Source organism: Pseudomonas sp. BIGb0176, from assembly GCF_024810175.1.
GTDB classification, from domain to species: domain Bacteria; phylum Pseudomonadota; class Gammaproteobacteria; order Pseudomonadales; family Pseudomonadaceae; genus Aquipseudomonas; species Aquipseudomonas protegens.
In genome coordinates, this window is record NZ_JANUEC010000002.1 from 1299318 (window position 1) to 1325873 (window position 26556).

Genomic DNA, 26556 nt, shown 5'->3' on the forward strand with positions numbered 1-26556 from the left:
TCGAGCCTGAAGACAGGCTCGACGTGGAACAGATTCGGCAGTGGGCACCTCCCTGTGCCCGTCATGCAACTAGCCCGGTACGCGGCGGATCTTGGCGCCGAGCATCTGCAGCTTCTCTTCGATGCACTCGTAACCACGGTCGATGTGGTAGATGCGATCGATCAGGGTGTCGCCTTCGGCCATCAGCGCCGAGATCACCAGGCTGGCCGAAGCCCGCAGGTCGGTAGCCATGACAGGCGCGCCCTTGAGGATTTCGGTACCGGTAACGATGGCGGTGTTGCCTTCGACCTGGATCTTGGCGCCCATGCGGTGCAGCTCATAGACGTGCATGAAGCGGTTTTCGAAGATGGTCTCGATCACCGCGCCAGTACCTTCGGCAATCGCGTTCAGGGAAATGAACTGCGCCTGCATGTCGGTGGGGAACGCCGGGTACGGAGCGGTACGCACGTTGACCGCCTTGGGGCGCTTGCCGTGCATGTTGAGCTCGATCCAGTCGCTACCGGTGGTGACTTCAGCGCCGGCTTCCTTGAGCTTTTCCAGAACGGCTTCAAGGATGGTGGGATCGGTGTCCTTGACCTTGACGCGGCCGCCGGTGACGGCTGCAGCCACCAGGTAGGTGCCGGTTTCGATACGGTCAGGCATCACTTTGTAGATCGCCGAATGCAGGCGCTCTACGCCATCGATGGTGATGGTGTCGGTGCCGGCGCCGGAAATCTTCGCGCCCATGGCGATCAGGAAGTTCGCCAGGTCCACGACTTCTGGTTCGCGAGCGGCGTTCTGCAGCACGCTGCGGCCACGGGCCAGGGCTGCAGCCATCATGATGTTCTCGGTACCGGTCACGCTCACGGTATCGAAGAAGAAATTCGCGCCGCGCAGGCCACCCTCAGGCGCCTTGGCCTTGATGTAGCCGCCTTCGACGTCGATCACCGCGCCCATGGCTTCCAGGCCGCGGATGTGCAGGTCCACCGGACGCGAGCCGATGGCGCAACCGCCAGGCAGGGCCACTTCGGCTTCGCCGAAACGGGCAACCATCGGGCCCAGTACCAGGATCGAGGCGCGCATGGTTTTCACCAGCTCGTAGGGTGCCACCAGGGTCTTGATGGTACGCGGGTCGATTTCGACGCTGAGCTTCTCGTCGATCACCGGCTCGATGCCCATGCGACCGAACAGCTCGATCATGGTGGTAATGTCGTGCAGGTGCGGCAGGTTGGCCACGGTGACCGGGCCATCGCACAGCAGGGTTGCCGCCAGAATCGGCAGCGCGGAGTTCTTGGCCCCGGAAATGCGGATCTCGCCATCAAGGCGAACGCCGCCGGTAATAATCAATTTATCCATAACAGTCTCGACGCCCTTGGGCTCAGGTGCGCTCGGCCCAGGCCGCGCGGCTGAAAAATTTCATGGTGATCGCGTGGATGCTGCCATCGGCAATCCATGGATTCAAATGGGCATAGATGCTCTGCTGACGCTTCACCGGGCTCAAGGCCGACAGTTCGTCGCTAATCACGTTCAGCTGAAAGTTGCAGCCTTCGCCCTCAACTTCTACCTGAGCTCCGGGCAGCTTTCCCTCAAGAAAGCTCTTCACTTCGTTGGCCTGCATGCTCAACCTCAATCGGCGCCCTGTGCGCGCGGGTCGGACATCATACAAAAAAGCCCCGCGCCTGCGAACCCCGCATAGCAGGACTCTGACGGGGGGCTTCTATATAGAGATGTGGGTTATTGGGGATGGGCGAAGATTTCGGTGACTCCGGAGACCTCGGCGATCTCGCGCATGTCCTCGGGCAGCGCACGAACGCTCACCGCCTTGCCCAGTGCCTGGCCATCACGCATGAAGGCCAGCAGCAGCGCGAGTCCGACGCTGGAGGACTTCTCCACCGCCGAGCAATCGAGCACCAGCGCCGGTGCCTGGCTCGACTTGATCAGCGCCTGGCCCTGCTTGCGCAGGCCCGGGCCGCTGCGGTAATCCAGCACGCCGCTGATCAACAGTTCCCCGGCATCACCGAGGCGCACGGCCGATTCACTCATTGCGCAGCCTTTTGTGCAGCGTCTTCGGTCACTTCCTTGGCCTTGGCCACCTCACCGGCCCAGCCGTCGATGGTCTTGTCCAGGTTGTTGCCATTGCGCTGCATCGCGTCGGCGAACTGATCACGGAACAGCTTGCCGATATTGATGCCGTTGATGATCACGTTACGCACTTTCCACTCGTCGTTGATCTTTTCCAGGGTGTAGGACACTGGGTAGATCGCGCCGTTGTTGCCCTTGACCTGCATATCGACGCTGGTGCGGGTGCCGCTTTCATCCTTGGCCGGAGAAACCGTGATGCCCTGGTTGTTGTACTCCAGCAAGGCATTGCCATAGAACTGCATCAGGCTGCGCTTGAAATTTTCCTGGAAGCGCACCATCTGCTCCGGCGTAGCCTTGCGCGAATACTTGACGGTCATGATGCTGCGGGAAATGCCGTCGGCATCCACCACAGGACCGACGATGCTGTTCAAGGCATTGTAGAAGTCGTTCGGGCTTTGCTTGTACTTCTCTTTATTGGCCGCCAGGTCAGCGAGCAGACGGGTGGTCGTGTCCTGCACCAGATCATGCGCGGAAGGCGTGCTTGCCGCGTTGGCCAGCAACGGCAGAGCCGCCAGCAGCACCAACAGGCCACGTCGCAAGATAGAGATCATCGAAAAACTCCTCATTTGGCGTCTTTGCTAACGGTATTGAGCAGGAATTTACCGATCAGGTCCTCCAATACCAGCGACGACTGGGTGTCGTGGATGGTTCCACCATCCTTGAGCAAGGCTTCTTCCCCGCCCACGCTGATACCGATGTATTTCTCACCCAACAGGCCAGCAGTCAGGATAGATGCAGTGGAGTCAGTCGGCAGATTATCCACGCGCTTTTCCAATTGCATCGTTACCCGGCCAGTGAAGCTGTCACGGTCCAGATCGATCGCCGTGACCTTGCCGATGGTTACGCCGGCCATGGTCACTTTGGCTCTGACCGTCAAACCGGCGATATTGTCGAAGTAGGCGTAAAGTTTATAAGTATCGGTGCTCGCGGTTGGAGACAAGCCACTGACTCGCAGGGCAAGCAACAGCAAAGCCAGGATGCCGGCCAGCAGGAAAAGGCCGACACCGATTTCCAGGGTGCGGTTTTGCATCAGAAATCTCCAAACATCAAGGCGGTCAGAATAAAGTCCAAGCCGAGTACGGCCAACGAGGCATACACCACGGTCTTGGTAGTGGCACGGCTGATCCCCTCTGAAGTGGGCTCACAGTCATAGCCTTGGAAAACGGCGATCCAGGTCACTACAAACGCAAAAACAATACTTTTGATCACACCGTTGAGCACGTCACCACTGAAGGTCACGCTGTTCTGCATGTTCGCCCAGTAGGAGCCGTCGTAGACTCCCAGCCAGTCGACAGCGACCCACGAACCGCCCCAGATGCCCACCACGCTGAAAATCATCGCCAGCAATGGCAGGGAAATGAAGCCAGCCCACAGGCGCGGCGCAATGATGTACTTGAGCGGGTCGACACCGATCATCTCCAGGCTGGAGAGCTGCTCGGTGGACTTCATGTTGCCGATTTCCGCGGTCAGCGCCGAACCGGCACGCCCGGCGAACAGCAGCGCAGTCACTACCGGCCCCAGCTCCCGCAACAGGGTCAGGGCCACCATCTGCCCCACCGCCTGCTCCGAACCGTAGCTGGAAAGGATATTGAAGCCCTGCAGCGCCAGCACCATGCCGATGAAGATCCCGGACACGACAATGATCACCAGGGACATCACGCCCACTGAGTGCAGTTGCTTGACCAGCAGGCCAAAGCTGCCGCCGATGCCACCGCGGCCCAGCAGCGCATGGAACAGGAACAGCGTGGAACGCCCCAGTACCGCCAGGACATCGATGCCTGAGCGACCGAAGAGGCGAACCCTCTCGATTAGCGATATTTTGCGCATCAGCGCTTCCCCAGAAGATCTGCGCGGTAGTCCGTCGCTGGAAAGTGAAACGGCACCGGGCCGTCGGGATCGCCCTTCATGAACTGACGGATACGCGGATTATCGGAGTCCATCAGCTCTTCGGGAGTTCCCTGGCCCAACACCTGGCCATCGCCCACTACATAGAGGTAGTCGGCAATGCTCGCGGTTTCCGCCAGGTCGTGGGAAACCAGGATGCTGGTGATGCCCAGGGCATCGTTGAGCAGCCGGATCAGGCGCACCAGAACGCCCATGGCAATGGGGTCCTGGCCCACGAAAGGCTCGTCGTACATGAGGATCTGCGGATCCAGGGCAATCGCCCGGGCCAGGGCGACCCGGCGCTTCATGCCGCCGGACAGCTCGTCGGGCATCAGGTCGACCGCGCCGCGCAAGCCCACCGCCTGCAACTTGAGCAGGACGATGTCACGAATCATTTCGTCCGGCAGTTGGGTGTGCACCCGCAGCGGAAAGGCCACGTTCTCGAACACGTCCAGGTCGGTGAACAGTGCGCCGCTCTGGAACAGCACGCCCATCTGCTTGCGCGCGTCGAACAGATCGCTGCGCGAAAGGCTCGGCAGATTCTGGCCATTGACCCACACTTCGCCGCTGCTGGGCCGCAACTGCATGCCCATCAAGCGCAACAGGGTGGTCTTCCCACAGCCGGAAGGCCCCATGATGCCGGTGACCTTGCCCCGCGGAATACGGATATCCACGTTATTGAAAATGCTGCGCGTACCGCGCTTGAAGGACAGTCCCTTCAGCTCGACCGCGTAGGCGTTATCGGCACTCATCTAAACTCCTTGCGATGCAGCCTATCACTCGGACGCTTGGCTCCCTGCCGGGAGTACATGCCCCTGGGCAGGCCGAACTGGCGGCGAACTATATCACTGCTGATACGGAGCCCCCAAGGCCGACGCCACCCCCGTTCAGGTCGACGACAGGCAAAAACCAGACTTTCCTCGCGCCCGGTAGACAAAGCCTGACGAACTTGCGTGAGGGATTTGTTCATTACCGCTATAATCGCCGCCTTTTCATCGGGCTATACGATTTCAGACATGAGCCAATCCAGCGACCTGATTCAATCAGCACAACGCACCATCCGCCTCGAACTACAGGCAGTAGAAGGCTTGCTGCCCCATATCGACGCAGATTTCGTACGCGCTTGCGAGATGATTCTGGCCAGCAAAGGCCGCGTAGTGGTGGTCGGCATGGGCAAGTCCGGGCACGTCGGCAACAAGATTGCCGCCACCCTGGCCAGCACCGGGACCACGGCCTTCTTCGTCCATCCTGCCGAAGCCAGCCATGGCGACATGGGCATGATTACCCGCGATGACGTGATCCTGGCCCTCTCCAACTCCGGCTCCACCAACGAAATCGTCACCCTGCTGCCCCTGATCAAGCGTCTGGGCATCCAGTTGATCAGCCTCACCGGCAACCCCGAGTCGCCGCTGGCCAAGGCGGCTGACGTCAACCTCAACGTCCACGTCGAGCACGAAGCCTGCCCGCTGAACCTGGCACCGACCTCCTCGACCACCGCCGCCCTGGTCATGGGCGACGCCCTGGCCGTGGCGCTGCTGGAAGCTCGCGGCTTCACTGCCGAGGACTTTGCCTTCTCCCACCCGGGTGGTGCCCTGGGCCGTCGCCTGCTGCTCAAGGTGGAGAACGTCATGCACGAAGGCAGCGATCTGCCCCAGGTGCAACGCGGCACCCTGCTCAAGGACGCGCTCATGGAAATGACCCGCAAGGGCCTGGGCATGACCGTGATCCTGGAGGCCGACGGCCGCCTGGCCGGGATCTTCACCGACGGCGACCTGCGTCGCACCCTGGATCGGGCCATCGATATACACCATGCCACCATCGATTCGGTGATGACCCCTCATGGCAAGACCGCACGTGCCGACATGCTGGCCGCCGAAGCCCTGAAAATCATGGAAGACCACAAGATCAGCGCCCTGGTGGTGGTGGACAAGGAAGACCGGCCGATCGGCGCCTTGAACATGCACGACCTGCTGCGCGCGGGAGTGATGTGATGAGTGCCGACCTGCTGCAACGCGGTAAAAACATCAAGCTGGCGGTATTCGATGTCGACGGCGTGCTGACTGACGGGCGCCTGTACTTCCTCGAAGACGGCAGCGAGTTCAAGACCTTCAACACCCTGGACGGCCAGGGCATCAAGATGCTCATGGCGGCCGGCGTGCAGACGGCGATCATCAGCGGGCGCAAGACCCCGGTGGTAGAGCGCCGAGCCAAGAACCTGGGGATTCCCCACCTGTACCAGGGCCGCGAAGACAAGCTGGTGGTATTGGACGAGCTTCTTGGCCAACTGGGCCTAAGCTATGAACAGGTCGCCTATCTGGGCGACGATTTGCCCGACCTGCCGGTGATCCGCCGCGTGGGGCTGGGCATGGCGGTGGCCAATGCCGCAGCGTTTGTCCGCGAACACGCCCACGGCGTCACGGTGGCCCGCGGCGGCGAAGGTGCCGCCCGCGAGTTCTGCGAACTGATCCTGCGTGCCCAGGACCGCCTTGAAGCAGCCAATGCCGCTTACTTATAGAGCCTTCCCATGCTGAGCAAAAAGATTCGCAACATCCTGATCTTCGGGACCATCGCCCTGCTGTTCGCAGCGGTCGGTTACTGGAACATCAGCCCGGAACGCTTCCTCGACAAGCCGGTGGCCCAGGTCGACGAAAGCGCCATTGACTACTACGTGATCAACGCCCGCAGCGTGCAGTACCTGCCCGACGGCAAACTGCAGTACGAAATGACCTCGGACAAGGTCGAGCACGTCAAGGCCAGCGAAGTGACCCTGCTGACCAAGCCGGACCTGCAGATGTACCGTGGCACCACGTTCCCCTGGCATGTCCAGAGCGAACGCGGCGAGGTCAACCCGGACGGCACCGAGGTCGAGCTGATCGATTCGGTACGGGTTTCCCGCACCGACGAGCACAACCGCAACCTGCTGATCACCACAACCCGCATGACAGTATTCCCGCAGAAGCAATATGCGCAGACCGAGCAAGCCGTTAGAATCGACGGCGCCGGCGGCGTGACTACGGCCAAGGGAATGAAAGCGTATTTGAAAGACGGCAGGATGAACCTGCTATCGAACGTAAGAGGACAGTATGAGGCTCGTTAAAACCCTCCCTATTTTGCTCAGTCTGGGCGCAGCACTGGGAAGCGTGAGCGCCTGGGCTCTGCCGAACGATAGCCAACAGCCGATCCGCATCCAGGCCGACGACGCCCAGCTGGACGACAAGAACGGCGTGGCCACCTACAAGGGCGATGTCATCATCACCCAGGGCTCGATGAAGATCACCGGTAACACCGTGACCATCACCCGGTCCAAGACCGGTGAAATCGACGTGGTGACCTCGGTGGGCAACCTCGCCTACTTCGAGCAACTGCAGAAGCAGACCGACCCGAAACCGGTCCAGGCCTACGCCGTGACCATCCAGTACCATGCCCAGCAGAACCGCATCGTGCTGATCGACAAGGCCAAGGTCATCAACGACGGTAATACCACCGAAGGCGAGAAGATCGTCTACGACACCGTCAAGCAGGTTGCCAACGCCGGTCGCGCCAATGGCAGCTCGGTTACCGCGCCGCGTCCGCGGATCGACATGGTCATCCAGCCGAAAAAGAAAACCGACGAGCAAAAGGCCCAGTAATGGCAACTCTGAAAGCTCAGCACCTGGCCAAGAGCTACAAGAGCCGCCAGGTCGTGCGTGATGTCAGCCTGTCCATCGACAGCGGTCAGATCGTCGGCCTGCTCGGCCCCAACGGCGCCGGCAAGACCACCTGCTTCTACATGATCGTCGGCCTGGTCCAGGCCGATCAGGGCCGCGTCCTGATCGACGACCTGGATGTCAGCCACCAACCGATGCACGGCCGCGCACGCGCCGGTATCGGCTACCTGCCCCAGGAAGCCTCGATCTTTCGCAAGCTGTCGGTGGCCGACAACATCATGGCCATCCTCGAGACCCGCAAGGAGCTCGACAAGGCCGGCCGTCGCCAGGAACTGGAAAGCCTGCTGCAGGAATTCCACATCAACCACATCCGCGACAACCTCGGCATGAGCCTGTCCGGTGGTGAGCGGCGCCGCGTGGAGATCGCCCGGGCCCTGGCCACCGCGCCCAAGTTCATCCTGCTGGACGAACCCTTCGCCGGTGTCGACCCGATCTCGGTGGGCGATATCAAGCAGATCATCCACCACCTCAAGGCCAAGGGCATCGGGGTGCTGATTACCGACCACAACGTCCGGGAAACCCTGGACATCTGCGAGACCGCCTACATCGTCAACGACGGGCAACTGATCGCCGAAGGCGACTCCGAGACCATCCTGGCCAACGAACTGGTCAAGGAAGTCTATCTGGGCCATGAGTTCCGCCTGTAAGGGCTGATGTGTTGGGCTGGACGCCAGGGCGCCGGGAACAATAAAACCCTACAAACTTTATTGTTACAGCGCTCTAGGCAAACACTTCAGTTTCAGGCATATAATTTGCTTATGTTTGGCGCTCCGGCGCCCTGTAGTGGATGGCGCATGTGCGCCGGCAAATAAGGTGTTAAGCCCCTGCCATGAAACCATCGCTAGTCCTTAGAATGGGCCAGCAGCTGACGATGACACCGCAGCTGCAACAGGCCATCCGCCTGCTCCAATTGTCGACCCTGGACCTGCAACAGGAAATCCAGGAAGCCCTGGAGTCCAACCCGATGCTCGAACGCCAGGAAGAAGGCGACGACTTCGACAACAGCGACCCCCTGGCCGACAACACCGAGTCCAAACCCAATACCGAGATCCAGGAGCCCTCCTACCAGGAAACCGCCCCCACGGTGGACAGCCTCGAGGACGGTGAGTGGAACGAGCGCATCCCCAACGAACTGCCGGTCGACACCGCCTGGGAAGACGTCTACCAGACCAGCGCCAGCAGCCTGCCCAGCAGCGATGACGACGAGTGGGACTTCACCACCCGCACTTCCGCGGGCGAGAGCCTGCAGAGCCACCTGCTCTGGCAACTGAACCTGGCGCCGATGTCGGACACCGACCGCCTGATTGCCGTGACCCTGATCGACTGCATCAACAATCAGGGCTACCTGGACGAAACCCTCGAGGAGATCCTCGAAGCCTTCGATCCGGAACTGGACATCGAACTGGACGAGATAGAAGCCGTCCTGCACCGCATCCAGCAATTCGAACCCGCGGGCATCGGTGCCCGCAACCTGGGCGAGTGCCTGTTGCTGCAACTGCGCCAGTTGCCGGCGAAAACGCCCTGGCTGGGCGAGGCCCAGCGCCTGGTCAGTGACTACATCGACCTCCTGGGCAGCCGCGACTACAGCCAGCTGATGCGGCGCATGAAGCTCAAGGAAGATGAGTTGCGCCAGGTCATCGAGCTGGTGCAGAGCCTCAACCCCCGTCCCGGTTCGCAGATCGAATCCAGCGAAGCCGAATACGTGGTCCCGGACGTCATAGTGCGCAAGGACAACGAACGCTGGCTGGTGGAACTGAACCAGGAATCCGTGCCGCGCCTGCGGGTCAACGCCCAGTACGCCGGTTTTGTACGCCGCGCCGACACCAGCGCCGACAACACCTTCATGCGCAACCAGTTGCAGGAAGCCCGCTGGTTCATCAAGAGCCTGCAAAGCCGCAATGAAACCCTGATGAAGGTCGCCACCCAGATCGTCGAGCACCAGCGCGGCTTTCTCGAATATGGCGATGAAGCGATGAAGCCGCTGGTTCTGCACGATATCGCCGAGGCGGTGGGCATGCACGAATCGACGATTTCCCGGGTGACCACGCAAAAATTCATGCATACCCCACGGGGCATATATGAGCTGAAATACTTTTTCTCCAGCCACGTCAGCACTTCGGAAGGCGGTGAATGCTCGTCCACGGCGATCCGCGCGATCATCAAAAAATTGGTGGCCGCGGAAAATCAGAAAAAGCCGTTGAGTGACAGCAAGATCGCTGGTTTACTGGAGGCACAAGGCATTCAGGTAGCCCGTCGTACCGTCGCCAAGTACCGCGAATCCCTTGGGATCGCGCCTTCCAGCGAACGTAAGCGGTTGATGTAGCCGCAGGGCTGGCCACAGCGTTTCAGAGTGTGTTTGAAAAGGGCCTGGTGTCGTTTTCAAACGTAGTCTAGGTGGCAGGCAACCCAGCCTGCCGCGTTATGCACTGGCAACGAAGGAGAAGCTGTATGCAAGTCAACATCAGTGGACACCAACTCGAAGTGACTGAACCCCTGCGCGTCTACATCGGCGAAAAACTCGACCGGCTGGAGAGGCACTTCGACAAGATTACCAATGTGCAGGTCACCATGGCTGTCGAGAAGCTGAAGCAGAAAATCGAAGCCACCCTGCACATCCACGGTGGGGAGGTCGTTGCCAACGCAGAACATGACGATATGTATGCCGCAATCGACCTGCTCACGGACAAGCTTGACCGCCAACTGAAAAAGCATAAGGAAAAGCAACTCCACCTTCTCCAAGGCACGGGTCGCTAACACTCCCCTCCCATGATCCGACTTGAAAGCATCCTGACCCCCGGCCGTTCCCTGGTGAACGTGCCGGGCGGCAGTAAAAAACGCGCCCTCGAACAAATTGCCAACCTGATCAGCCGTGAAGTGCCTGATCTGGAGATGCAGGATGTCTTCGAGAGCCTGATTGCCCGTGAAAAACTCGGTTCCACCGGTTTTGGCAACGGCATCGCCATTCCCCACTGCCGCCTCAAAGGCTGCGAGTCGCCCATCAGTGCGCTGATGCACCTGGACGCTCCGATCGATTTCGACGCCATTGATGGCGCACCGGTCGACCTGCTGTTCGTCCTGCTGGTTCCGGAAGCCGCGACCGATGCACACCTGGAACTGCTCCGGCAGATCGCCAGCATGCTCGATCGCAAGGAAGTCCGTGACCGGCTGCGCAGCGCCACCAGCAACGAAGCCTTGTATCAGGTCGTTCTGGACGAGCAAAACGGTCAGTAATCATGCGTTTGATCATCGTCAGCGGCCGCTCCGGCTCAGGTAAAAGCACCGCCCTCGATGTTCTCGAGGACCACGGCTACTACTGCATCGACAACCTGCCAGCCGGCTTGCTGCCGGAACTGGCTGAACGTGCGTTGATCCACACCGAACTGGCGCAACCGCTGGTGGCGGTGTCCATCGATGCCCGCAACCTGCCCAGTCATCTGTCGCGCTTCCCCGAATTGCTGGAAGAAGTGCGCAGCCGGCATATCCAGTGCGATGTGCTGTACCTGGATGCCGACGAAGAGACCCTGCTCAAGCGCTTCTCCGAGACCCGTCGGCGCCACCCGCTGAGCAGCGCCAACCGCTCCCTGGCCGAAGCCATCCACGATGAAACCCAACTGCTGGGGCCGATCGTCGACCTAGCCGATCTCAAGGTCAACACCACCAACCTGAACCTTTACCAGCTGCGCGACACCATCAAGCTGCGACTGTTGAACCAGCCGGAACCCGGTACCGCGTTCCTGGTGGAGTCCTTCGGCTTCAAGCGCGGCATGCCGGTAGATGCAGACCTGGTGTTCGACGTGCGCTGCCTGCCCAACCCGTATTGGAAGCCCGAGTTGCGCGCCCAATCAGGCCTGGATGCGCCCGTGGCCGAGTATCTGGCGGCGCAACCCGATGTCGAGGAAATGTTCCAGGACATCTCCAGCTACCTGCTCAAATGGCTGCCACGCTTTGCCGCCAGCAACCGCGCCTATGTGACCATCGCCATCGGCTGCACCGGCGGGCACCACCGCTCCGTGTACCTGACCGAGCGCCTGGGCCAGGTCCTGCAAAAATCCCTGAAGAACGTCCAGGTTCGCCACCGCGACCTTAGCTGAAAGGATCTACCCCGCGATGCCAGCTCTGGAAATCGAGATCATCAATAAACTGGGCCTGCATGCCCGTGCCTCGGCCAAGTTCGTCGGCGTGGCCGGGCAGTTTCCCTGCCAGATCCGCGCCGGCAGGACCCCGGACTCCATGGTCGACGGCAAAAGCATCATGGCCATGATGATGCTGGCCGCCGGCAAGGGCACCAGGATCCACCTGAAGACCGAAGGCGAGCAGGAACAGGAAGCGATGGATGCGCTGGTGGCACTGATCAACAACTTCTTCGACGAAGGCGAGTAGGCCCGGGCGGGCCCCTCACCATACGGCTCTCAGGCGAGTGCCGTATCCATGACCATCATCAGGCAGAAACCGATACACAGGCCAAGGCTGGCAAGCTTGTCATGGCCATTGCGACGCGACTCCGGAATCACTTCATGAGTGACCACCAGCAGCATCGCCCCCGCCGCCAGGGCCAGGCCCAAGGGCAGCAATACCTGCGCCAGGCTCACCAGCCAGGCGCAGAGCAAGGCAAAGACCGGTTCCACCAGACCTGAAGCCGCACCAATCAGGAATGCCTTGACCCGCGACATCCCCGCCCCCGCCAATACCAGGGCAATCACCAGGCCTTCCGGCACATCCTGCAGGGCAATGCCCATGGCCAGGCTGTCCGCATCCGGCATGCCGCCTCCGGCCGACACCCCCACCGCCATCCCTTCAGGAATGTTGTGGGCAATGATGGCGAAGACGAACAGCCAGATACGCGGGGCAATCACCGGATGCTCTGGCGTACCCACCAGCACCTCCGGGCTGCCCCCCGAGACCTTGAGATCCACCAGGAACAGGCCAAAGGCCCCGAGCATGATGCCGGCGCAGATCAGGCCGCTGGAGCCCCAGGCAGACAAGCCCAGGTCCTGGGCCGCAGCGATGCCGGGGACGATCAGCGAAAATGCCGTGGCCGCCAGCATCACTCCGGCACCAAAACCCAGCAGGGTGTCGCTCACCGCCACCGGCATCCGCCGGATCACCAGCACCGGGACCGCCCCCAGCGCCGTGCCCAGCGCGCAGATCGAACCGCCCTGCAAGGCGCGCAGCAAGCGCGGCTCCAGGTTCAGCCAGCTCAACCCTTGAGCCACCAGCAACGCCGTGCCCGCCAACAGCAACAGCGAACCGAAGGCATAACGAAACATTCGCCCGCTGCTGATTGCCAGTGTTTCAGTGCCCATAGTCGGCCTTAGATCTTGTTTTGATGGAAAGGTATCAAGCCATCGCGGCCTGGTAGCGCTGAGCGACTTCCGGCCAGTTGATGACGTTGTAGAAGGCGTTGATGTATTCCGGGCGGCGGTTCTGGTAGCGCAGGTAGTAGGCGTGCTCCCACACATCCAGACCGAGGATCGGCGTATTGCCGTTCATCAGCGGGCTGTCCTGGTTACCGCTGCTTTCCACCACCAGTTTCTTCTCCGGTGTCACGCTGAGCCAGGCCCAGCCACTGCCGAAACGGGTGAGTGCGGCCTTGGTGAACGCTTCCTTGAAGCTCTCGAAACCACCCAGTTGCTGCTCGATGGCTTGCCCCAGGGCGCCTTGGGGATGACCGCCACCGGCGGGTGTCATCACCGCCCAGAACAGCGAATGGTTGGCATGCCCGCCACCCTGGTTGATCACCGCAGCACGCAGTTTTTCCGGCAGTTGCTGAACGCTGGCTACCAGCTTTTCCACCTCCCACCCTGCCCATTCGGTCCCCTCGACGGCGGCGTTGAGGTTGTTGATGTAGGTCTGGTGATGCTTGGTGTAGTGGATTTCCATGGTTTGCGCATCGATGTGCGGTTCCAGGGCGTCGTAGGCGTAAGGCAGTGCAGGCAAGGTAAAGGACATATCAATGGGCTCCGTAAGAGGGGCTGTCTGGTTGCGGGCTGTCGGCTGACAGGCCCGCGACGTTGCTGTCCAGCAAACGGTGAGTGCGCGGGTATTCGCCGTGATCACCGATGAAATTCAGCAGTTCGACGTAGGTCTTGCTGCTTTGGCGCAAGGCCGCTTCCCGCAGGGCTGTGGGCAAGCGGCTGTCCTGCATGGTCTGCAGCAACCGCTGATGGATGGCGCAGAGGTATTCCGCGCTCTCCTCCGGCTGATTGAGGCGCAGGTGCAGGTCTGCCAGGTTGTGATGGGAAATCACACAGGCCGCCACCGCTTCGTCGGCATCCGACCAGCGCTCGAACAGCACCTGGGCCAGGGCCAGCGCCTGCAGGTAGAACTCGCGAGCATCCACCAGTTCGCCCTGCATAAAGAGGCGATTGGCCCTTTCGATCGTGCGTTTCCAGTGCTCCATGGTGAGCCTCCAAAGCGGTGTCGGTGGGTTACACGCCGCCGGCAGTGAGCTTTTCCGGGTCCAGCAGGACCTCCAGCTGGCTGCGTGGCAGATCGGTATGTTCAAGGGCCACGTCGATCACCGGGCGCCCCTGCTTGTAGGCGGTCTTGGCGATCTCCGCAGCCTTCTGATAGCCGATGATCGGGTTCAGCGCCGTGACCAGGATCGGGTTGCGCGACAGCGCTTCCTTGAGCTTGGGTTCGTTGACCTTGAAGCTGGCGATGGCCTTGTCCGCCAGCAGGCGGCTGGAGTTGGCCAGCAACTCGATGCTGCTCAGCAGGTTCTGGGCAATGATCGGCAGCATCACGTTGAGCTCGAAGTTGCCCGATTGCCCGGCCACAGTGATGGTGCTGTCGTTGCCGATGACCTGGGCGGCGACCATCGCGGTGGCTTCAGGAATCACCGGGTTGACCTTGCCGGGCATGATCGACGAACCGGGCTGCAAACCTTCCAGCTCGATCTCGCCGAGCCCGGCCAGCGGGCCGGAGTTCATCCAGCGCAGGTCGTTGGCGATCTTCATCAACGACACCGCGGTAGCCTTGAGCTGGCCGGATACCGTCACCGCAGTGTCCTGGGAGCCGATCAGGGCGAAGAGGTTCTTGCCCGGGGTGAATTGCACCTGGGTCAGCTTGCTCAACTGCTGGCTGAAACGCGCAGCGAACTCGGGATGCGCATTGATTCCGGTACCCACAGCGGTACCGCCCTGAGCCAGGGATTGCAGGCTCGGCAGCAGATCCTGCAGGTGGCTGATATTGGCCTTGAGTTGCTGCGCCCAGCCCTCCAGCACCTGGCTCATGCGCACCGGCATCGCGTCCATCAGGTGAGTGCGGCCGGTCTTGATGAAGGGGTGCACCTGTACCGCCTTGCGCTCGATGACCTCCACCAGATGCACCAGGGCCGGCAGCAGTTGCTCATGCAGGGTCAGCGCGGCGCTGACATGAATGGTGGTAGGGATGATGTCGTTGCTGCTCTGGCCGCAGTTGACATGGTCATTGGGGTTGACCGGTTCACCCAGCAGGCGGCTGGCCAGGGTTGCCAGTACTTCATTGGCGTTCATGTTGGAACTGGTGCCAGAGCCGGTCTGGAAAATGTCCACCGGGAAGTGCTGCATGAAATCACCTTCCAGCAGACCCTGGGCGGCATCGACGATGGCCTTGCCCTGGGCTTCGCTGATCTGCCCCAGTTCGACGTTGGCCTTGGCCGCAGCCGCCTTGGCCAGGATCAGCGCACGGATGAAGGCTGCCGGCATGCGTTGCCCGCTGATGGGGAAGTTGTCCACCGCACGCTGGGTCTGTGCGCCGTACAGGGCCAGTTCCGGTACCTGCAGTTCGCCCATGCTGTCGCGTTCGATACGGGTATTACTCATCGGGAAATCCTTGCACCAGTTCTATCAGGGGAATGGAAGGCAGCAGCGAGCAGGTCGCCAACTGCCAGGCGTGGCTCTGCCAGCGCTTGAGCCGGCAATTGCACAAAGACAACCGCTCCATGTCGCGCAACGGCCGCCAGGCCTGGTCCAGGCACTGGCTGCGCCAATGCCAGGGCAGCGCTGTATCGGTTGCGGTATCGATCAATAAACGGAAGGAAGTTTCAGCGACGGTCCAGGCCGACATCGCGGTACAGCAGGCCAGGTAGCGGCCTTCGGCGAGGTAATGCTCGATCAGACGGGGTTCGTCCGGTTCCAGTGCGCAACGGATCTGGCGGCTCATCCAGCGCCAGCTTTCGAGGTAAGGCTGCTCGTGCAAGGCAGAACTCATGACCTGGGCTCATCGAATAATGATTTTCATTATTAAATGATATTGAGAATCAAATCAATCTGGCTTGTATGATTTTTGTCCAACTCTTATAGGGCCCGCCTTGCCGGCGAATGAGCCCTTGAGCCTGGTGCCGGATGTCAGGACGCTTTCGCTGGCAAGCCAGCTCCTACAAAAATGGCGGCCATAAAAAACGCGCCACCTCGGGGAGGTGGCGCGTTGGGGGTGAAGCTGGGCGCGGTCAGCTGCCGGCGACGGTCATGCGTTCGATCAGCACCGAGCCGGTGCGGATGTTGCTACGCAGCTCCAGGTCGTTACCCACTGCGAGGATCTGCTTGAACATGTCCCGCAGGTTGCCGGCAATGGTCACTTCCTGCACCGCGAACTGAATCTCGCCGTTCTCGACCCAGAAACCCGCCGCACCGCGGGAGTAGTCCCCGGTGACCATGTTCAGGCCATGGCCCATCAGCTCGGTCACCAGCAGGCCACGGCCCATGCGCCGCAGCAGCGCGGCCTGGTCTTCGTCGCCATGGGTGACGAACAGGTTGTGCACGCCACCGGCGTTGGCAGTGCTCGGCATGCCCAGCTTGCGTCCGGAATAGGTGCCCAGTACATAGGACACCAGCTCACCGTCCTGGATGAACGGCTTGGCGTAGGTGGCCAGGCCATCGCCGTCGAAAGCCGAACTGCCCATGGCGCGCATCAGGTGCGGGCGCTCATCGATGGTCATCCACTGCGGAAACAGTTGTTGACCCAGGGCGCCTTCGAGGAAGGACGACTTGCGGTACAGGTTGCCACCGGAAATCGCCCCGAGAAAACTGCCGAACAGGCCACCGGCCAGTTCTGCGGAAAACAGCACCGGCACCTCACAGGTCGGCACTGGACGGGCACCTAGCCGGCTGGCCGCGCGCTGGGCGGCACGCTGGCCAATGCTCACCGGGTCGGCCAGCAACTGGCCCTGGCGATTGACGTCGTACCAGTAGTCGCGCTGCATCTGGCCATCCGCCTCGGCAATCATCACGCAGCTCAGGCTGTGGCGGGTGGACGCATAACCACCAATGAAGCCGTGGCTGTTGCCATACACCCGACAGCCCTGGTGGGTGCTGAGGGTGGTGCCGTCGGCATTCTTGATCCGGCTGTCGGCAGCAAAGGCCGCAGCCTCACAGGTCAGAGCCTGCTCGATGGCTTGTTCGGGAGTGATGTCCCAGGCGTGGAACAGGTCGAAGTCCTGCAGGTCCTTGGCCATCAAGGCCGCGTCGGCAAGGCCCGAGGCTTCGTCTTCGGAGGTGTGCTTGGCAATCGCCAGGGCCGCCGCCACGGTTTCGCGAATGGCCTCGGGGCCGCTGGCAGACGTACTGGCCGAACCCTTGCGCTGGCCCAGGTAGAGGGTGATGCCAAAGCCCTGGTCGCGGTTGAACTCGACGGTTTCCACTTCCCGCTGGCGCACCGAAGTCGACAGCCCCTGCTCCAGGGACACCGCCACTTCACAGGCGCTGGCCCCCTGGCGCTTGGCCTCGGCGATGATCTGCTCGACTTGCTCCTGCAGGGCCGGCAAAGCCTGTGGGCCGACGCTTTGTGCTGCACTCATGCTGTTCTCCACTCAAATTCTGCTTTCGATTAAGGCCGGCGAGCGACCGGGCCGGACAAGCGGCCCTCGACTGGTTATCATGGCGGCGTTTCTTTGCGGACTGCCACCATGGTTGATTCTTACGACGACTCCCTCGATGGGGAGAAAAGCAAATCCCAGGTCAAACGCGAGCTGCATGCTCTGGTTGATCTCGGCGAGCGCCTTACCACTCTCAAGCCCGACTTGCTGAACAAACTGCCCCTGACCGACGCCTTGCGCCGGGCCCTGGCGGATGCCCCCAAGCACGTCGCCCATATCGCCCGAAAGCGCCACCTGCAGTTCATCGGCAAGCTGATGCGGGACCAGGACACCGACGCGATTCTGCAACTGCTTGACCAACTCGATGCCTCCACCCGGCAGTACAATGAACGCTTCCATAACCTGGAGCGTTGGCGCGACCGCCTGATCGGCGGCGGCGATGACGTGCTGGAAAAGTTCGTCGGCGAATACCCGGACGCCGATCGCCAGCAACTGCGCTCCCTGATCCGTCAGGCCCAGCATGAGCTGGCGCATAACAAGGCACCGGCCTCAAGCCGTAAAATCTTCAAGTACATCCGCGAGCTGGACGAGACTCAACGCGGCCTGCGCTGAGCCTTGCCACGGGTGAGCTGCCCTGCAGCTCACCCGACGCCCTCCCTCCTTATGCCCCAGTGCCACCCACGGTGATCGCATCGATCTTCAGGGTCGGCTGGCCGACGCCCACTGGCACCGATTGCCCATCCTTGCCGCAGGTGCCGACGCCACTGTCCAGGGACAGGTCATTACCCACCATCGATACCCGGCTCATGGCTTCCGGACCGTTGCCGATCAAGGTCGCGCCCTTGACCGGGGCGGTGATCTTGCCGTCCTCGATCAGGTAGGCCTCACTGGTGGAGAACACGAACTTGCCGCTGGTGATATCCACCTGGCCGCCACCGAGGTTGGCGCAATAGATGCCCTTCTTCACCGAAGCGATGATTTCCGCCGGATCGCTTTCGCCACCCAGCATGTAGGTGTTGGTCATGCGCGGCATCGGCAGGTGCGCATAAGACTCGCGGCGACCGTTGCCGGTGCGGGCCACGCCCATCAGCCGGGCATTGAGCTTGTCCTGCATGTAGCCCTTGAGCACGCCGTTCTCGATCAGCGTGGTGCATTCGGTGGGGGTGCCTTCGTCGTCCACGCTCAGGGAACCACGGCGCCCGGCCAGGGTGCCGTCGTCGACGATGGTGCAGAGCTTGGAAGCCACCATTTCGCCCATGCGCCCGCTATAGGCCGAACTGCCCTTGCGGTTGAAGTCGCCCTCCAGGCCGTGGCCCACGGCTTCGTGCAGCAGCACTCCGGACCAGCCGGAGCCCAGCACCACCGGCAGGGTTCCGGCCGGCGCCGGAATGGCTTCCAGATTGACCAGCGCCTGGCGCAGGGCTTCACGGGCATAGCCCATGGCCCGATCTTCGCTGAGGAAATAGCGGTAGTCGGTACGCCCGCCGCCGCCATGGCCACCGCGCTCGCGGCGACCGTTCTGCTCGACGATGACGCTGACGTTGAAACGCACCAGCGGCCGCACGTCCGCCGCCAGGCCGCCATCGGTAGAGGCCACCAGGATCCGCTCCCAGACCCCGGCCATGCTCACGCTGACCTGCTGGATGCGCGGATCCAGGGCGCGGGTTGCGGCGTCAACGCGCTTGAGCAGCTCGACCTTCTCGGCCCGGCTGATGACTTCCAGGGGGTTGTCCGGCGCATACAGCTGCGCCACGTCCTGGGTCGAGAACGCCTGCACGGTACCGTTTTGCCCGGCCCGGGAAATCGAGCGCGCCGCCCGGGCGGCGAGGCCCAGGGCCTCCAGGGTGATGGCATTGCTGTAGGCGAAGCCGGTCTTCTCACCGGATTGCGCACGCACCCCAACCCCCTGGTCGAGGTTGAAACTGCCTTCCTTGACGATTCCGTCTTCCAGGGACCAGGACTCGGAAATCTGCCCCTGGAAATACAGATCGGCGGCATCGATGCCCGGGCCGGCCAGATCCCCCAGCACGCCTTGCAAGCTTTCGATGGTCACGCCGCCCGGGGCTAGTAGATGTTCACTGACAGAGGACAACAACCCGCTCATATGTTTTGGCCTTAAATTCGTCGTACTTATGCAAGCCGTTGCACGCCTTGCGAGAAAATGCGCCGGTGACTGAACACCGGCATCCGCGCCCGGATGGACGCCTGTTCGCTGCTGTCGCGCTCGGCCAGCAGCACGCCTTGACCTTGATCCTGTTGCGCCACTATCCGCCCCCAGGGGTCGACGATCGCCGCATGGCCGTAGGTTTCCCGCGGGCCGGGATGCACGCCGCCCTGGGCCGCCGCCAGCACGTAGCACTGGGTCTCGATGGCACGGGCGCGAATCAGCACCTCCCAATGGGCCGCACCGGTGACCGCGGTAAACGCCGAAGGCGCGGTGATCAACTCGGCGCCAGCGGCGCGCAACTCGCTGTACAGCTCGGGAAAGCGCAGGTCATAACAGACTGTAAGGCCGACCCTTCCCACCGGCGTATCCGCCACCACCACCCGGTCTCCATGAGCATAGTCATCGGATTCACGGTAGCGTCCGCGATTGTCCGCCACATCGACATCGAACAGGTGCAGCTTGTCGTAGCGCGCCACGAACTGCCCCTGGTCATCCACCAGCAACGAACAGGCATTGGACTTGGCCTCGGGCTGATCGACGGGGGGCAACGGCAAGGTGCCGGCCACTATCCATAACCTGAGGTCGCGGGCGGCCTGTTTCAACCATGGCAGGATCGGACCTTCGCCCAGCGCTTCGGCGCGACCAATGGCCGCCATGTCGCGGCGCCCCATGGCGGCGAAGTTTTCCGGCAGGACGGCCAGCTTTGCACCGCCGGCAGCAGCCTGTTCGAGCAGGCTCCGAGCCTGCTGCAGATTGGCCAGGACATCGCTCTGGCTGACCATTTGAATCACCGCAAGAGACATGGCGAACTCCTTGTAGGGTAGGCGGCCATGCTACTCCATAGGCGCGAATCGAGGATTCTCAAAACGGTTTGTCGAAGGTGATTTTCGGCTCTTTCCATGGGCCTTTGACGTTGTATTTGACGCTGGCGAAGCGCGCCACGCGGTCACCGATCAGCTTGTCGATCAGGAACAACGCCCCGCCCACCGCCGGCGCACCGACAATCAGCGCGGCAATCGGCAGGTTGTTGGTCACCGGCAGGGTCACCAGCAGCTTGGCGTCGACCTGGTCGGCCACCATGTCCAGGGTGCCATTGAGCTCCAGGTTGCTCGACGGCCCGGTCAGGGTGATCGGCTCGCGAGTGACGTAAACGCCATTGCTCGCCGCCAGCACGCCCCGGACCCGGTCATAGCTCAGGCCCTTGCCGAACAGGTCGGAGAAGTCCAGGCGCAGGCGACGACCGATGGAGTTGAAGTTGAGCAGGCCGAACACCCGCAAGGCCTGGGCCCCGCCCTCGACTTCGACGAACTGGCCCTTGCGCAGGGTAGCGTCCAGGCTGCCGGAGAAGCGCTTCAAGCCCACCCAGGCCGGCGAGCCCGGCCAACGGCCATCGACGTCCAGGTGAAAATCTTCACTGGTCACGGTCGGGGCGAAGCCCCAGCCCTTGAGCACGTCCGCCAGGTTCTTGCCGCCAATGCGGCCCCGGTACCAACTGTTGCTGGCACCGGCCTGGCCTTCCCAGCCGCCCTCGCCCTGCAACTGCATGCCCTTGAGGCCCAGGTCCAGGCCATTGAAGACCATGCCCCTGGACGTCGGCCGCACCTTGAGCGCCCAGCGGCCGATCAGGTCCTGGCCCTGGAACAGCTGGGCAATGGAAATATCCAGGGGCGGAACGCTCTTGGGATCCACCGAGGCCAGGGGGTCGGGCGCATTTTCATCGGCCTGCGCTGCCGGATCGGCAGCCGGCAGGCGCACGTACGCCATGTCGATGGCCATCGGCGCCGCCTTGGCATCGGGAATCCCGACCTTGCCTTTGGCCTGCTGGCTGTCGATCTGCAACTCCCAGGCAGCGGGCTTGCGCGCCAGCAACAGGTTGACCTGGTCCAGGGTGGTGCCGAAGGCACTGAGCTTGCCAACCTTGAAGTCCGCACTGCTGAGCAACTGTTTGGCGCTGCCTCCCGGGTCCTGCCCGGCGTAGCGATCCACCAGGGCTTTCCAGGGTTCCACATCCAGCTCGGAGAGAATCCCTCGTATCCGCAGCCCTTTACCCGGCGGCAGCAAGGCCGCGCCATCGCCGAGGAACAGCTCGCCCCGACCCTCGGCGAGCTTGCCGCTGGGCGCCGCAAAGGTGAAGTCGGCCAGTTCGCCGTAGTTGAACCAGTAGCGCCGCTCGGCCCCTTGCAGAGTCATGCGAAATACACTGTTGCGCCCGGTGCTGGCCGCCATGCCGAACGGCGCCGGCAGGTCCACCGCTACGCCCTTGAGACTGGAACTGACCATCAACTGGCTGTCGGCTCCGTCCAGGTTCAGTTGCAACTGGTAGGGCACCTCGCCGGACACCGGCAACGGCTGGCCGACTTGCAACCAGTCGGTAAGTTTCTTGACCGCAACCTGGCCCTTGGCAACCACTCGAGTGTTGGGTTTGCCCGGCTTGCCATCGGCGAAGATCTGCGCCGTGACCGGCCGCTCGAACGCCTGGGCACTGATGCCCTCGCCACTCAGGCCCTTGGCACTATCGAAGCGGAAATCGCCCTTGAGTTGGGTCAGTTCCAGCTCAGGCTCACTGAGCTTGAGGCGCGCCTTGTCGGTCTTGAACGCCACCACGATCTTCGGCTCCTGGCCCTTGACCAGGGGAATATCCAGATCCAGCTTGCCTTGCAGCTCGCCCTCACCATGCCAGCCGGCAAAGGTCGAGCCGGTGCCGATCGGCGCTTCCTGGAGAATTTTCACGCCATCGCCCAGGCCACCGGCAAAGGCGCCATCGATGTACATGTGGCTGTCCTGCCCGTTGGCAGCATGGGGAATGTTGACGAAGACATCCCGCACCTTGGTGTCCAGCAACTGGCCTTTGCTGGCGACGATGCGCACGCCGCTGTCTTCGATGAACACATCGCCGCTGACCTTGGTCAGGTGCGGCCAGCCCGGCTGGAACGCCAGCTCGGTGTCATGCACCTTGAAGAACAGGCTGATGCTGCGGGCGGCCTCGACGGCGTCATGGTTGAGCGAACCCTGGTACTGGAAGAAGCCCTGGTCCACCGCGCCCTTGAGGATCGCCGTGCGCAGCCATTCATCCACACCGGCGTTGAGCACCTGGGGCAGGTACTTGGCGGTGTAGCGCCCATCGCCGTCCACCAGGCCGACTCGCAGGTCCATGTAGTCTTCCTGGCTGTGGTCGAAATGCAGGCGGATCAGGAAGTCGCCGGCGATCTTGCCCTCTTCGCCCAGCACCTTCAGGTAGGGGGCAATCAGGGTGAAGCCTTCCTTGTCGAGCTTCCAGGTCAGGGTGGCGTTGGCCTGGATGTACTGCCAGGGCTTGGCGAAGATCGGGTACAGGTGCAGGGAGAAATCCTTGCTGTCCATGCGCAGCTCGCCCTTGCCCAGGTCGCCGCTGATGCTGCCGCTGACATTTCGCGCTGCCGGAGCACCGTGATAGGCGTCGAAGCCAACCCGGTCGAGGTTCGCGGCGAAGCTCAGGCGCTGGTCGCCACTGTTCTGGGGACGATAGTCGAGCAGCACGTTGCGCAGGCCGCCAGTGACTTTCAGTCGGTCGATGGCCGTGGCCAGGCCTTCCGGCAAGGGGGCCAGGGCATCGAGGATCGGGGTGATCGGCTTCAGGTCCAGGCGGTCGGCCTGCACATGCCAGAGTTCTTCCTGCTGCTCGGTCGCGTTGCGCTGCTGCACCTGCACACGGGATTCCCAGCGGGTCTCGCCGAGGTTCAGCGCCAGGGAGTCAAGCTGCACCTGCAGGCCCTGCTCGTCACGCTGGAAGTAGGCATTCAACGCCAGGTTGCTCAGGGACACCGGCGTGCGCTCGGCATAGGCCCCGGTGAATTGCGGGGCATTCAAGCGCAGCGTGGCATTTTGCACCCCACCCTTGGCCCACTTCAGCCACAGCTCGCCACCCGCTTTGAGCTCGGAGAGTTTCCACTCCCGGGTCAGCCGGGCCGGCACCCAACGCGACCAGTCGCTTTGCGGCAGGCTCAGGTACAAGTCGGCCTGGGCATCGCGCCAGGCCTCGGCCCGCATCCTGGTCCGCAGGTTCATTGCCAGGGGCTGGCCGTCCGGCAGCGTCAGGCGCAGGTCCAGGCGCTGGCGGCTGGTACCGCTGCGCAGATTGAGCCCGACGTAGGTCAGGGCCACGGGCTGGTGGTCCAGAGGCTGCAAGGTGACCTGGCTGTCCAGCAGCGACAGCTCGGCAACCTGTTGCAGGCGGCCCAGCAACTGCTGGGGGTCCATCGGCTGGTCCTGTTGCACCGGCAGGCCTTCAAGCTGCCACTGGCCGTCCGCGCCCTCTTTCAGGCTCAGGCTCAGGCCGCTGAGCTCCAGGCGGCCGATCCGCAGGTCACGGGCCAGCAGGCTGCCGAGCATATCCGGCGCCACGCTCACCTGATCCAGGCGCAGCGCATTGGCGCCCTCGCCCACCTGCACGTCGTGGGCCAGCAGGATCGGCGACAAGCCGCTCCAGCGCCCCTCCAGGCTACCGATATGCACCGGCAAGCCCACGGCCTGCTGCACCTTGGCCTCGACCTCGGGCTGGTATTCGGCCACCAGCGGGGTCAGTTCCCGGCCCAGACTGACATACAAGGCAGTCGCCACCAGCGCCAGCGCACAGAAGCCAAGCCCCCAGCGAATCAGCGTGGTGAACAGGCGCATCAGCCGCTCCATTTCAGTTGGCTCCCAGGGTAAAAGTCATGCAAAAAGCTGAAGCCAGCCATTTCCACGGATGTAGAACACGCGGAATCAGAGCAGCACCACGTCGTATTGTTCCTGGGAATACATGGTTTCGACCTGGAACCTGATGGTCCGGCCGATAAAACCCTCCAGCTCCGCCACGTTGCCCGACTCTTCGTCCAGCAGCCGGTCGACCACCTTCTGATTGGCCAGCACCCGATACCCTTCTGCCTGATAAGCCCGGGCCTCGCGGAGGATTTCTCGGAATATTTCGTAACAGACGGTTTCCGGGGTTTTCAACTTGCCCCGCCCCTGGCAACTGCTGCAAGGCTCGCACAGCACCTGCTCCAGGCTCTCGCGGGTACGCTTGCGAGTCATCTGCACCAGGCCCAGCTCGGTGATGCCGATGATGTTGGTCTTGGCGTGGTCACGCTCCAGCTGCTTTTCCAGGGTGCGCAATACCTGGCGCTGGTGCTCTTCATCTTCCATGTCGATGAAGTCGATGATGATGATCCCGCCCAGGTTGCGCAGGCGCAGTTGCCGGGCAATGGCGGTGGCCGCCTCGAGGTTGGTCTTGAAGATGGTTTCCTCAAGGTTGCGATGACCGACGAAGGCCCCGGTGTTGACGTCGATGGTGGTCATGGCTTCCGCCGGGTCTACCACCAGGTAGCCTCCGGACTTGAGCGGCACCTTGCGCTCCAGGGCTTTCTGGATTTCGTCCTCGACGCCGTACAGGTCGAAGATCGGCCGCTCGCCGGGGTAGTGCTCCAGGCGGTCGGCGATTTCCGGCATCAGTTCGGCCACGAACACCGTGGTCTTCTGGAAGGTTTCCCGGGAGTCGATGCGGATCTTCTCGATCTTCGGGCTCACCAGGTCGCGCAGGGTGCGCAGAGCCAGGCCCAGGTCCTCGTAGATCACATTGGGCGCGCCGATGGTCTTGATCTGCGCGCCGATCTGGTCCCAGAGCCGGCGCAGGTAACGGATGTCCATCATGATCTCATCGGCCCCGGCGCCTTCGGCGGCGGTGCGCAGGATAAAACCACCGGCCTCCTTGATGCCTTCCTGGGCCACGCAATCACTGACGACCTGCTTCAGGCGCTCACGCTCGGCTTCGTCCTCGATCTTCAGCGAGATACCGACATGGGCGGTACGCGGCATGTACACCAGATAGCGGGAAGGGATCGACAACTGAGTGGTCAGGCGCGCGCCCTTGGAACCGATGGGGTCCTTGGTGACTTGCACCACCAGGCTCTGCCCTTCGTGCACCAGAGCGCTGATGCTCTCTACCGCCGTGCCTTCGCGGGTGGAAATTTCCGAGGCGTGGATAAACGCCGCCCGGTCCAGGCCGATGTCGACGAAGGCCGCCTGCATGCCCGGCAAGACCCGCACCACCTTGCCCTTGTAGATGTTGCCGACGATCCCCCGGCGCTGGGTGCGCTCGACGTGAACCTCTTGCAGCACTCCGTTTTCGACCACCGCCACGCGTGATTCCATCGGCGTGATGTTGATCAGAATCTCTTCACTCATGGCAGTGTCTCGTTCAGGCGTGTTCATAGAGGGCCGCAGCAATCGGGTACGGCGCTTTAGCGCACTGGAAGGTTTTGCCAACAGGGTATGCCGAAATGCCCGAGCAGTTCTGCGGTTTCGCACACCGGCAAGCCGACCACCGCGGAATAACTGCCATTGAGGCCGGCGACGAACACCGCTGCCAGTCCCTGGATAGCATAGCCACCGGCTTTGTCGCAGGGCTCGCCGCTGGCCCAGTAGAGCGCGGCCTCTGCAGGCGAGATCGGGCGAAAACGTACCAGGCTGCGCACCACTCGCGACTCGCAGCGTTCACCGTCAAGCAGGGCAATGGCGGTGAACACTTCATGCTCACGCCCCGAAAGCGCCATGAGCATCTGCAACGCATCAGCCTGATCCAGCGGTTTGCCGAGAATCCGCCCATCGAGCACCACCGCGGTGTCGGCCCCCAGCACACAGGCCGGGGCCTGGGATTCACTGCTGGTGATCAGCCCGCGCCCCGCCGCAGCCTTGCCTCGGGCCAGGCGCTCGACGTAGGCGGCAGGTGACTCATCGGCTAGCGGGGTTTCATCGATGTCCGCACTGATGGCGGTGAACGGCACGCCGATCTGCGTCAGCAACTCACGCCGACGAGGCGAACCGGAAGCGAGGTAAAGCGGATTCATCAAGACATCTCCCTGTCGAGG

General features: G+C 62.3%; 29 protein-coding genes. 11 read left to right on the forward strand and 18 right to left on the reverse strand.

Annotated elements, in window-relative coordinates; all coding sequences use genetic code 11:
* Positions 1 to 69 precede the first annotated feature (69 nt).
* From murA to M2395_RS17015, 7 genes are all read right to left on the reverse strand, one after another.
* On the reverse strand, positions 70 to 1335 hold the full coding sequence (gene murA / locus M2395_RS16985) for a UDP-N-acetylglucosamine 1-carboxyvinyltransferase (protein ID WP_011059281.1): 1266 nt from the start codon (positions 1333 to 1335) through the stop codon (positions 70 to 72).
* A gap of 22 nt (positions 1336 to 1357) precedes the next feature.
* Positions 1358 to 1597: a BolA family protein gene (locus tag M2395_RS16990; protein WP_011059280.1), complete on the reverse strand. Its 240-nt coding sequence runs from the start codon at positions 1595 to 1597 to the stop codon at positions 1358 to 1360.
* Between the two features lie 116 nt (positions 1598 to 1713).
* Positions 1714 to 2022, reverse strand: coding sequence for a lipid asymmetry maintenance protein MlaB (locus M2395_RS16995; protein WP_011059279.1), 309 nt, complete (start codon positions 2020 to 2022; stop codon positions 1714 to 1716).
* The gene (locus M2395_RS17000; RefSeq protein ID WP_011059278.1) at positions 2019 to 2672 is read right to left on the reverse strand and encodes a phospholipid-binding protein MlaC; all 654 of its coding nucleotides are present in this window, start codon (positions 2670 to 2672) and stop codon (positions 2019 to 2021) included. Before M2395_RS17000 ends, M2395_RS16995 begins: the two co-directional genes overlap by 4 nt.
* Positions 2673 to 2683: 11 nt before the next feature.
* The gene (gene mlaD / locus M2395_RS17005) at positions 2684 to 3151 is read right to left on the reverse strand and encodes an outer membrane lipid asymmetry maintenance protein MlaD (RefSeq protein ID WP_011059277.1); all 468 of its coding nucleotides are present in this window, start codon (positions 3149 to 3151) and stop codon (positions 2684 to 2686) included.
* Positions 3151 to 3948, reverse strand: a complete 798-nt coding sequence (gene mlaE / locus M2395_RS17010) for a lipid asymmetry maintenance ABC transporter permease subunit MlaE (protein WP_011059276.1) — start codon at positions 3946 to 3948, stop codon at positions 3151 to 3153. The genes mlaD and mlaE overlap by 1 nt, the downstream gene beginning before the upstream one ends.
* Entirely contained in the window at positions 3948 to 4757 is an 810-nt protein-coding gene (locus tag M2395_RS17015) for an ATP-binding cassette domain-containing protein (protein ID WP_011059275.1), read from the reverse strand. Before M2395_RS17015 ends, mlaE begins: the two co-directional genes overlap by 1 nt.
* A 264-nt stretch (positions 4758 to 5021) precedes the next feature.
* Here M2395_RS17015 and M2395_RS17020 point away from each other — a divergent pair, with 264 nt between their 5' ends.
* The 10 genes from M2395_RS17020 to M2395_RS17065 all read left to right on the forward strand — a co-directional run bounded on the left by M2395_RS17020 (position 5022) and on the right by M2395_RS17065 (position 12092).
* Positions 5022 to 5996 carry a KpsF/GutQ family sugar-phosphate isomerase gene (locus M2395_RS17020; protein WP_011059274.1) on the forward strand — a complete coding sequence of 325 codons (975 nt, stop codon included), beginning with the start codon at positions 5022 to 5024 and terminating at the stop codon, positions 5994 to 5996.
* Positions 5996 to 6520 carry an HAD family hydrolase gene (locus tag M2395_RS17025; protein WP_011059273.1) on the forward strand — a complete coding sequence of 175 codons (525 nt, stop codon included), beginning with the start codon at positions 5996 to 5998 and terminating at the stop codon, positions 6518 to 6520. The genes M2395_RS17020 and M2395_RS17025 overlap by 1 nt, the downstream gene beginning before the upstream one ends.
* A 9-nt stretch (positions 6521 to 6529) precedes the next feature.
* Positions 6530 to 7102 (forward strand): LPS export ABC transporter periplasmic protein LptC, encoded by a 573-nt coding sequence (lptC, locus tag M2395_RS17030; RefSeq protein ID WP_011059272.1) that lies wholly within the window; start codon positions 6530 to 6532, stop codon positions 7100 to 7102.
* The gene (gene lptA / locus M2395_RS17035) at positions 7089 to 7634 is read left to right on the forward strand and encodes a lipopolysaccharide transport periplasmic protein LptA (protein ID WP_011059271.1); all 546 of its coding nucleotides are present in this window, start codon (positions 7089 to 7091) and stop codon (positions 7632 to 7634) included. Before lptC ends, lptA begins: the two co-directional genes overlap by 14 nt.
* Positions 7634 to 8359 carry an LPS export ABC transporter ATP-binding protein gene (lptB, locus tag M2395_RS17040; RefSeq protein ID WP_011059270.1) on the forward strand — a complete coding sequence of 242 codons (726 nt, stop codon included), beginning with the start codon at positions 7634 to 7636 and terminating at the stop codon, positions 8357 to 8359. The genes lptA and lptB overlap by 1 nt, the downstream gene beginning before the upstream one ends.
* A 182-nt stretch (positions 8360 to 8541) precedes the next feature.
* Positions 8542 to 10035, forward strand: a complete 1494-nt coding sequence (locus M2395_RS17045) for an RNA polymerase factor sigma-54 (RefSeq protein ID WP_015634162.1) — start codon at positions 8542 to 8544, stop codon at positions 10033 to 10035.
* Positions 10036 to 10160: 125 nt separating this feature from the next.
* Positions 10161 to 10466 (forward strand): ribosome hibernation-promoting factor, HPF/YfiA family, encoded by a 306-nt coding sequence (gene hpf, locus M2395_RS17050; protein ID WP_011059268.1) that lies wholly within the window; start codon positions 10161 to 10163, stop codon positions 10464 to 10466.
* Positions 10467 to 10478: 12 nt separating this feature from the next.
* Positions 10479 to 10943: a PTS IIA-like nitrogen regulatory protein PtsN gene (ptsN, locus tag M2395_RS17055; protein ID WP_011059267.1), complete on the forward strand. Its 465-nt coding sequence runs from the start codon at positions 10479 to 10481 to the stop codon at positions 10941 to 10943.
* A 2-nt stretch (positions 10944 to 10945) separates the two neighbouring features.
* Entirely contained in the window at positions 10946 to 11803 is an 858-nt protein-coding gene (gene rapZ, locus M2395_RS17060) for an RNase adapter RapZ (RefSeq protein ID WP_011059266.1), read from the forward strand.
* 16 nt (positions 11804 to 11819) lie between these two features.
* Positions 11820 to 12092 carry an HPr family phosphocarrier protein gene (locus M2395_RS17065; RefSeq protein ID WP_011059265.1) on the forward strand — a complete coding sequence of 91 codons (273 nt, stop codon included), beginning with the start codon at positions 11820 to 11822 and terminating at the stop codon, positions 12090 to 12092.
* A gap of 29 nt (positions 12093 to 12121) precedes the next feature.
* On the opposite strand, the gene M2395_RS17070 is transcribed toward M2395_RS17065, so the two are convergent.
* The 6 genes from M2395_RS17070 to pmbA all read right to left on the reverse strand — a co-directional run bounded on the left by M2395_RS17070 (position 12122) and on the right by pmbA (position 17490).
* Positions 12122 to 13015 (reverse strand): ZIP family metal transporter, encoded by an 894-nt coding sequence (locus tag M2395_RS17070; protein ID WP_011059264.1) that lies wholly within the window; start codon positions 13013 to 13015, stop codon positions 12122 to 12124.
* 34 nt (positions 13016 to 13049) lie between these two features.
* A complete protein-coding gene (locus tag M2395_RS17075) occupies positions 13050 to 13661 on the reverse strand; it encodes a superoxide dismutase (RefSeq protein WP_011059263.1) in 612 nt (203 codons plus the stop codon).
* Between the two features lies 1 nt (position 13662).
* A complete protein-coding gene (locus tag M2395_RS17080; RefSeq protein WP_011059262.1) occupies positions 13663 to 14112 on the reverse strand; it encodes a hypothetical protein in 450 nt (149 codons plus the stop codon).
* A gap of 28 nt (positions 14113 to 14140) precedes the next feature.
* On the reverse strand, positions 14141 to 15517 hold the full coding sequence (locus M2395_RS17085) for an aspartate ammonia-lyase (RefSeq protein ID WP_123430073.1): 1377 nt from the start codon (positions 15515 to 15517) through the stop codon (positions 14141 to 14143).
* The gene (locus tag M2395_RS17090; RefSeq protein WP_011059260.1) at positions 15510 to 15905 is read right to left on the reverse strand and encodes a hypothetical protein; all 396 of its coding nucleotides are present in this window, start codon (positions 15903 to 15905) and stop codon (positions 15510 to 15512) included. Before M2395_RS17090 ends, M2395_RS17085 begins: the two co-directional genes overlap by 8 nt.
* A 238-nt stretch (positions 15906 to 16143) precedes the next feature.
* On the reverse strand, positions 16144 to 17490 hold the full coding sequence (gene pmbA, locus M2395_RS17095; RefSeq protein ID WP_011059259.1) for a metalloprotease PmbA: 1347 nt from the start codon (positions 17488 to 17490) through the stop codon (positions 16144 to 16146).
* 108 nt (positions 17491 to 17598) lie between these two features.
* Here pmbA and yjgA point away from each other — a divergent pair, with 108 nt between their 5' ends.
* The gene (yjgA, locus tag M2395_RS17100; RefSeq protein WP_011059258.1) at positions 17599 to 18120 is read left to right on the forward strand and encodes a ribosome biogenesis factor YjgA; all 522 of its coding nucleotides are present in this window, start codon (positions 17599 to 17601) and stop codon (positions 18118 to 18120) included.
* 49 nt (positions 18121 to 18169) lie between these two features.
* Here the strand turns inward: yjgA and tldD are convergent, their stop codons facing one another.
* From tldD to M2395_RS17125, 5 genes are all read right to left on the reverse strand, one after another.
* On the reverse strand, positions 18170 to 19612 hold the full coding sequence (gene tldD, locus M2395_RS17105) for a metalloprotease TldD (protein WP_011059257.1): 1443 nt from the start codon (positions 19610 to 19612) through the stop codon (positions 18170 to 18172).
* A gap of 26 nt (positions 19613 to 19638) precedes the next feature.
* The gene (locus M2395_RS17110) at positions 19639 to 20478 is read right to left on the reverse strand and encodes a carbon-nitrogen hydrolase family protein (protein WP_011059256.1); all 840 of its coding nucleotides are present in this window, start codon (positions 20476 to 20478) and stop codon (positions 19639 to 19641) included.
* Between the two features lie 58 nt (positions 20479 to 20536).
* Entirely contained in the window at positions 20537 to 24340 is a 3804-nt protein-coding gene (locus M2395_RS17115; RefSeq protein WP_123430072.1) for a YhdP family protein, read from the reverse strand.
* A 75-nt stretch (positions 24341 to 24415) separates the two neighbouring features.
* Entirely contained in the window at positions 24416 to 25873 is a 1458-nt protein-coding gene (rng, locus tag M2395_RS17120) for a ribonuclease G (protein ID WP_011059254.1), read from the reverse strand.
* Between the two features lie 56 nt (positions 25874 to 25929).
* Entirely contained in the window at positions 25930 to 26535 is a 606-nt protein-coding gene (locus tag M2395_RS17125; protein ID WP_011059253.1) for a nucleoside triphosphate pyrophosphatase, read from the reverse strand.
* Positions 26536 to 26556 lie beyond the last annotated feature (21 nt).

Bases quoted from the DNA above. Each gene is read 5' to 3' on its own strand.
- hpf (WP_011059268.1), top strand. From the start codon at position 10,161: ATGCAAGTCAACATCAGTGGACACCAACTCGAAGTGACTGAACCCCTG.
- M2395_RS17080 (WP_011059262.1), bottom strand. From the start codon at position 14,112: ATGGAGCACTGGAAACGCACGATCGAAAGGGCCAATCGCCTCTTTATG.
- M2395_RS17065 (WP_011059265.1), top strand. From the start codon at position 11,820: ATGCCAGCTCTGGAAATCGAGATCATCAATAAACTGGGCCTGCATGCC.
- yjgA (WP_011059258.1), top strand. From the start codon at position 17,599: ATGGTTGATTCTTACGACGACTCCCTCGATGGGGAGAAAAGCAAATCC.
- ptsN (WP_011059267.1), top strand. From the start codon at position 10,479: ATGATCCGACTTGAAAGCATCCTGACCCCCGGCCGTTCCCTGGTGAAC.
- M2395_RS16990 (WP_011059280.1), bottom strand. From the start codon at position 1,597: ATGCAGGCCAACGAAGTGAAGAGCTTTCTTGAGGGAAAGCTGCCCGGA.
- mlaD (WP_011059277.1), bottom strand. From the start codon at position 3,151: ATGCAAAACCGCACCCTGGAAATCGGTGTCGGCCTTTTCCTGCTGGCC.
- lptB (WP_011059270.1), top strand. From the start codon at position 7,634: ATGGCAACTCTGAAAGCTCAGCACCTGGCCAAGAGCTACAAGAGCCGC.
- M2395_RS17115 (WP_123430072.1), bottom strand. From the start codon at position 24,340: ATGGAGCGGCTGATGCGCCTGTTCACCACGCTGATTCGCTGGGGGCTT.
- M2395_RS17025 (WP_011059273.1), top strand. From the start codon at position 5,996: ATGAGTGCCGACCTGCTGCAACGCGGTAAAAACATCAAGCTGGCGGTA.
- M2395_RS17090 (WP_011059260.1), bottom strand. From the start codon at position 15,905: ATGAGTTCTGCCTTGCACGAGCAGCCTTACCTCGAAAGCTGGCGCTGG.
- pmbA (WP_011059259.1), bottom strand. From the start codon at position 17,490: ATGAGTGCAGCACAAAGCGTCGGCCCACAGGCTTTGCCGGCCCTGCAG.
- M2395_RS17015 (WP_011059275.1), bottom strand. From the start codon at position 4,757: ATGAGTGCCGATAACGCCTACGCGGTCGAGCTGAAGGGACTGTCCTTC.
- M2395_RS17085 (WP_123430073.1), bottom strand. From the start codon at position 15,517: ATGAGTAATACCCGTATCGAACGCGACAGCATGGGCGAACTGCAGGTA.
- M2395_RS17045 (WP_015634162.1), top strand. From the start codon at position 8,542: ATGAAACCATCGCTAGTCCTTAGAATGGGCCAGCAGCTGACGATGACA.
- murA (WP_011059281.1), bottom strand. From the start codon at position 1,335: ATGGATAAATTGATTATTACCGGCGGCGTTCGCCTTGATGGCGAGATC.
- M2395_RS17070 (WP_011059264.1), bottom strand. From the start codon at position 13,015: ATGGGCACTGAAACACTGGCAATCAGCAGCGGGCGAATGTTTCGTTAT.
- M2395_RS17125 (WP_011059253.1), bottom strand. From the start codon at position 26,535: ATGAATCCGCTTTACCTCGCTTCCGGTTCGCCTCGTCGGCGTGAGTTG.
- mlaE (WP_011059276.1), bottom strand. From the start codon at position 3,948: ATGCGCAAAATATCGCTAATCGAGAGGGTTCGCCTCTTCGGTCGCTCA.
- lptC (WP_011059272.1), top strand. From the start codon at position 6,530: ATGCTGAGCAAAAAGATTCGCAACATCCTGATCTTCGGGACCATCGCC.
- lptA (WP_011059271.1), top strand. From the start codon at position 7,089: ATGAGGCTCGTTAAAACCCTCCCTATTTTGCTCAGTCTGGGCGCAGCA.
- M2395_RS17075 (WP_011059263.1), bottom strand. From the start codon at position 13,661: ATGTCCTTTACCTTGCCTGCACTGCCTTACGCCTACGACGCCCTGGAA.
- M2395_RS16995 (WP_011059279.1), bottom strand. From the start codon at position 2,022: ATGAGTGAATCGGCCGTGCGCCTCGGTGATGCCGGGGAACTGTTGATC.
- rng (WP_011059254.1), bottom strand. From the start codon at position 25,873: ATGAGTGAAGAGATTCTGATCAACATCACGCCGATGGAATCACGCGTG.
- M2395_RS17020 (WP_011059274.1), top strand. From the start codon at position 5,022: ATGAGCCAATCCAGCGACCTGATTCAATCAGCACAACGCACCATCCGC.
- tldD (WP_011059257.1), bottom strand. From the start codon at position 19,612: ATGAGCGGGTTGTTGTCCTCTGTCAGTGAACATCTACTAGCCCCGGGC.
- rapZ (WP_011059266.1), top strand. From the start codon at position 10,946: ATGCGTTTGATCATCGTCAGCGGCCGCTCCGGCTCAGGTAAAAGCACC.
- M2395_RS17000 (WP_011059278.1), bottom strand. From the start codon at position 2,672: ATGATCTCTATCTTGCGACGTGGCCTGTTGGTGCTGCTGGCGGCTCTG.
- M2395_RS17110 (WP_011059256.1), bottom strand. From the start codon at position 20,478: ATGTCTCTTGCGGTGATTCAAATGGTCAGCCAGAGCGATGTCCTGGCC.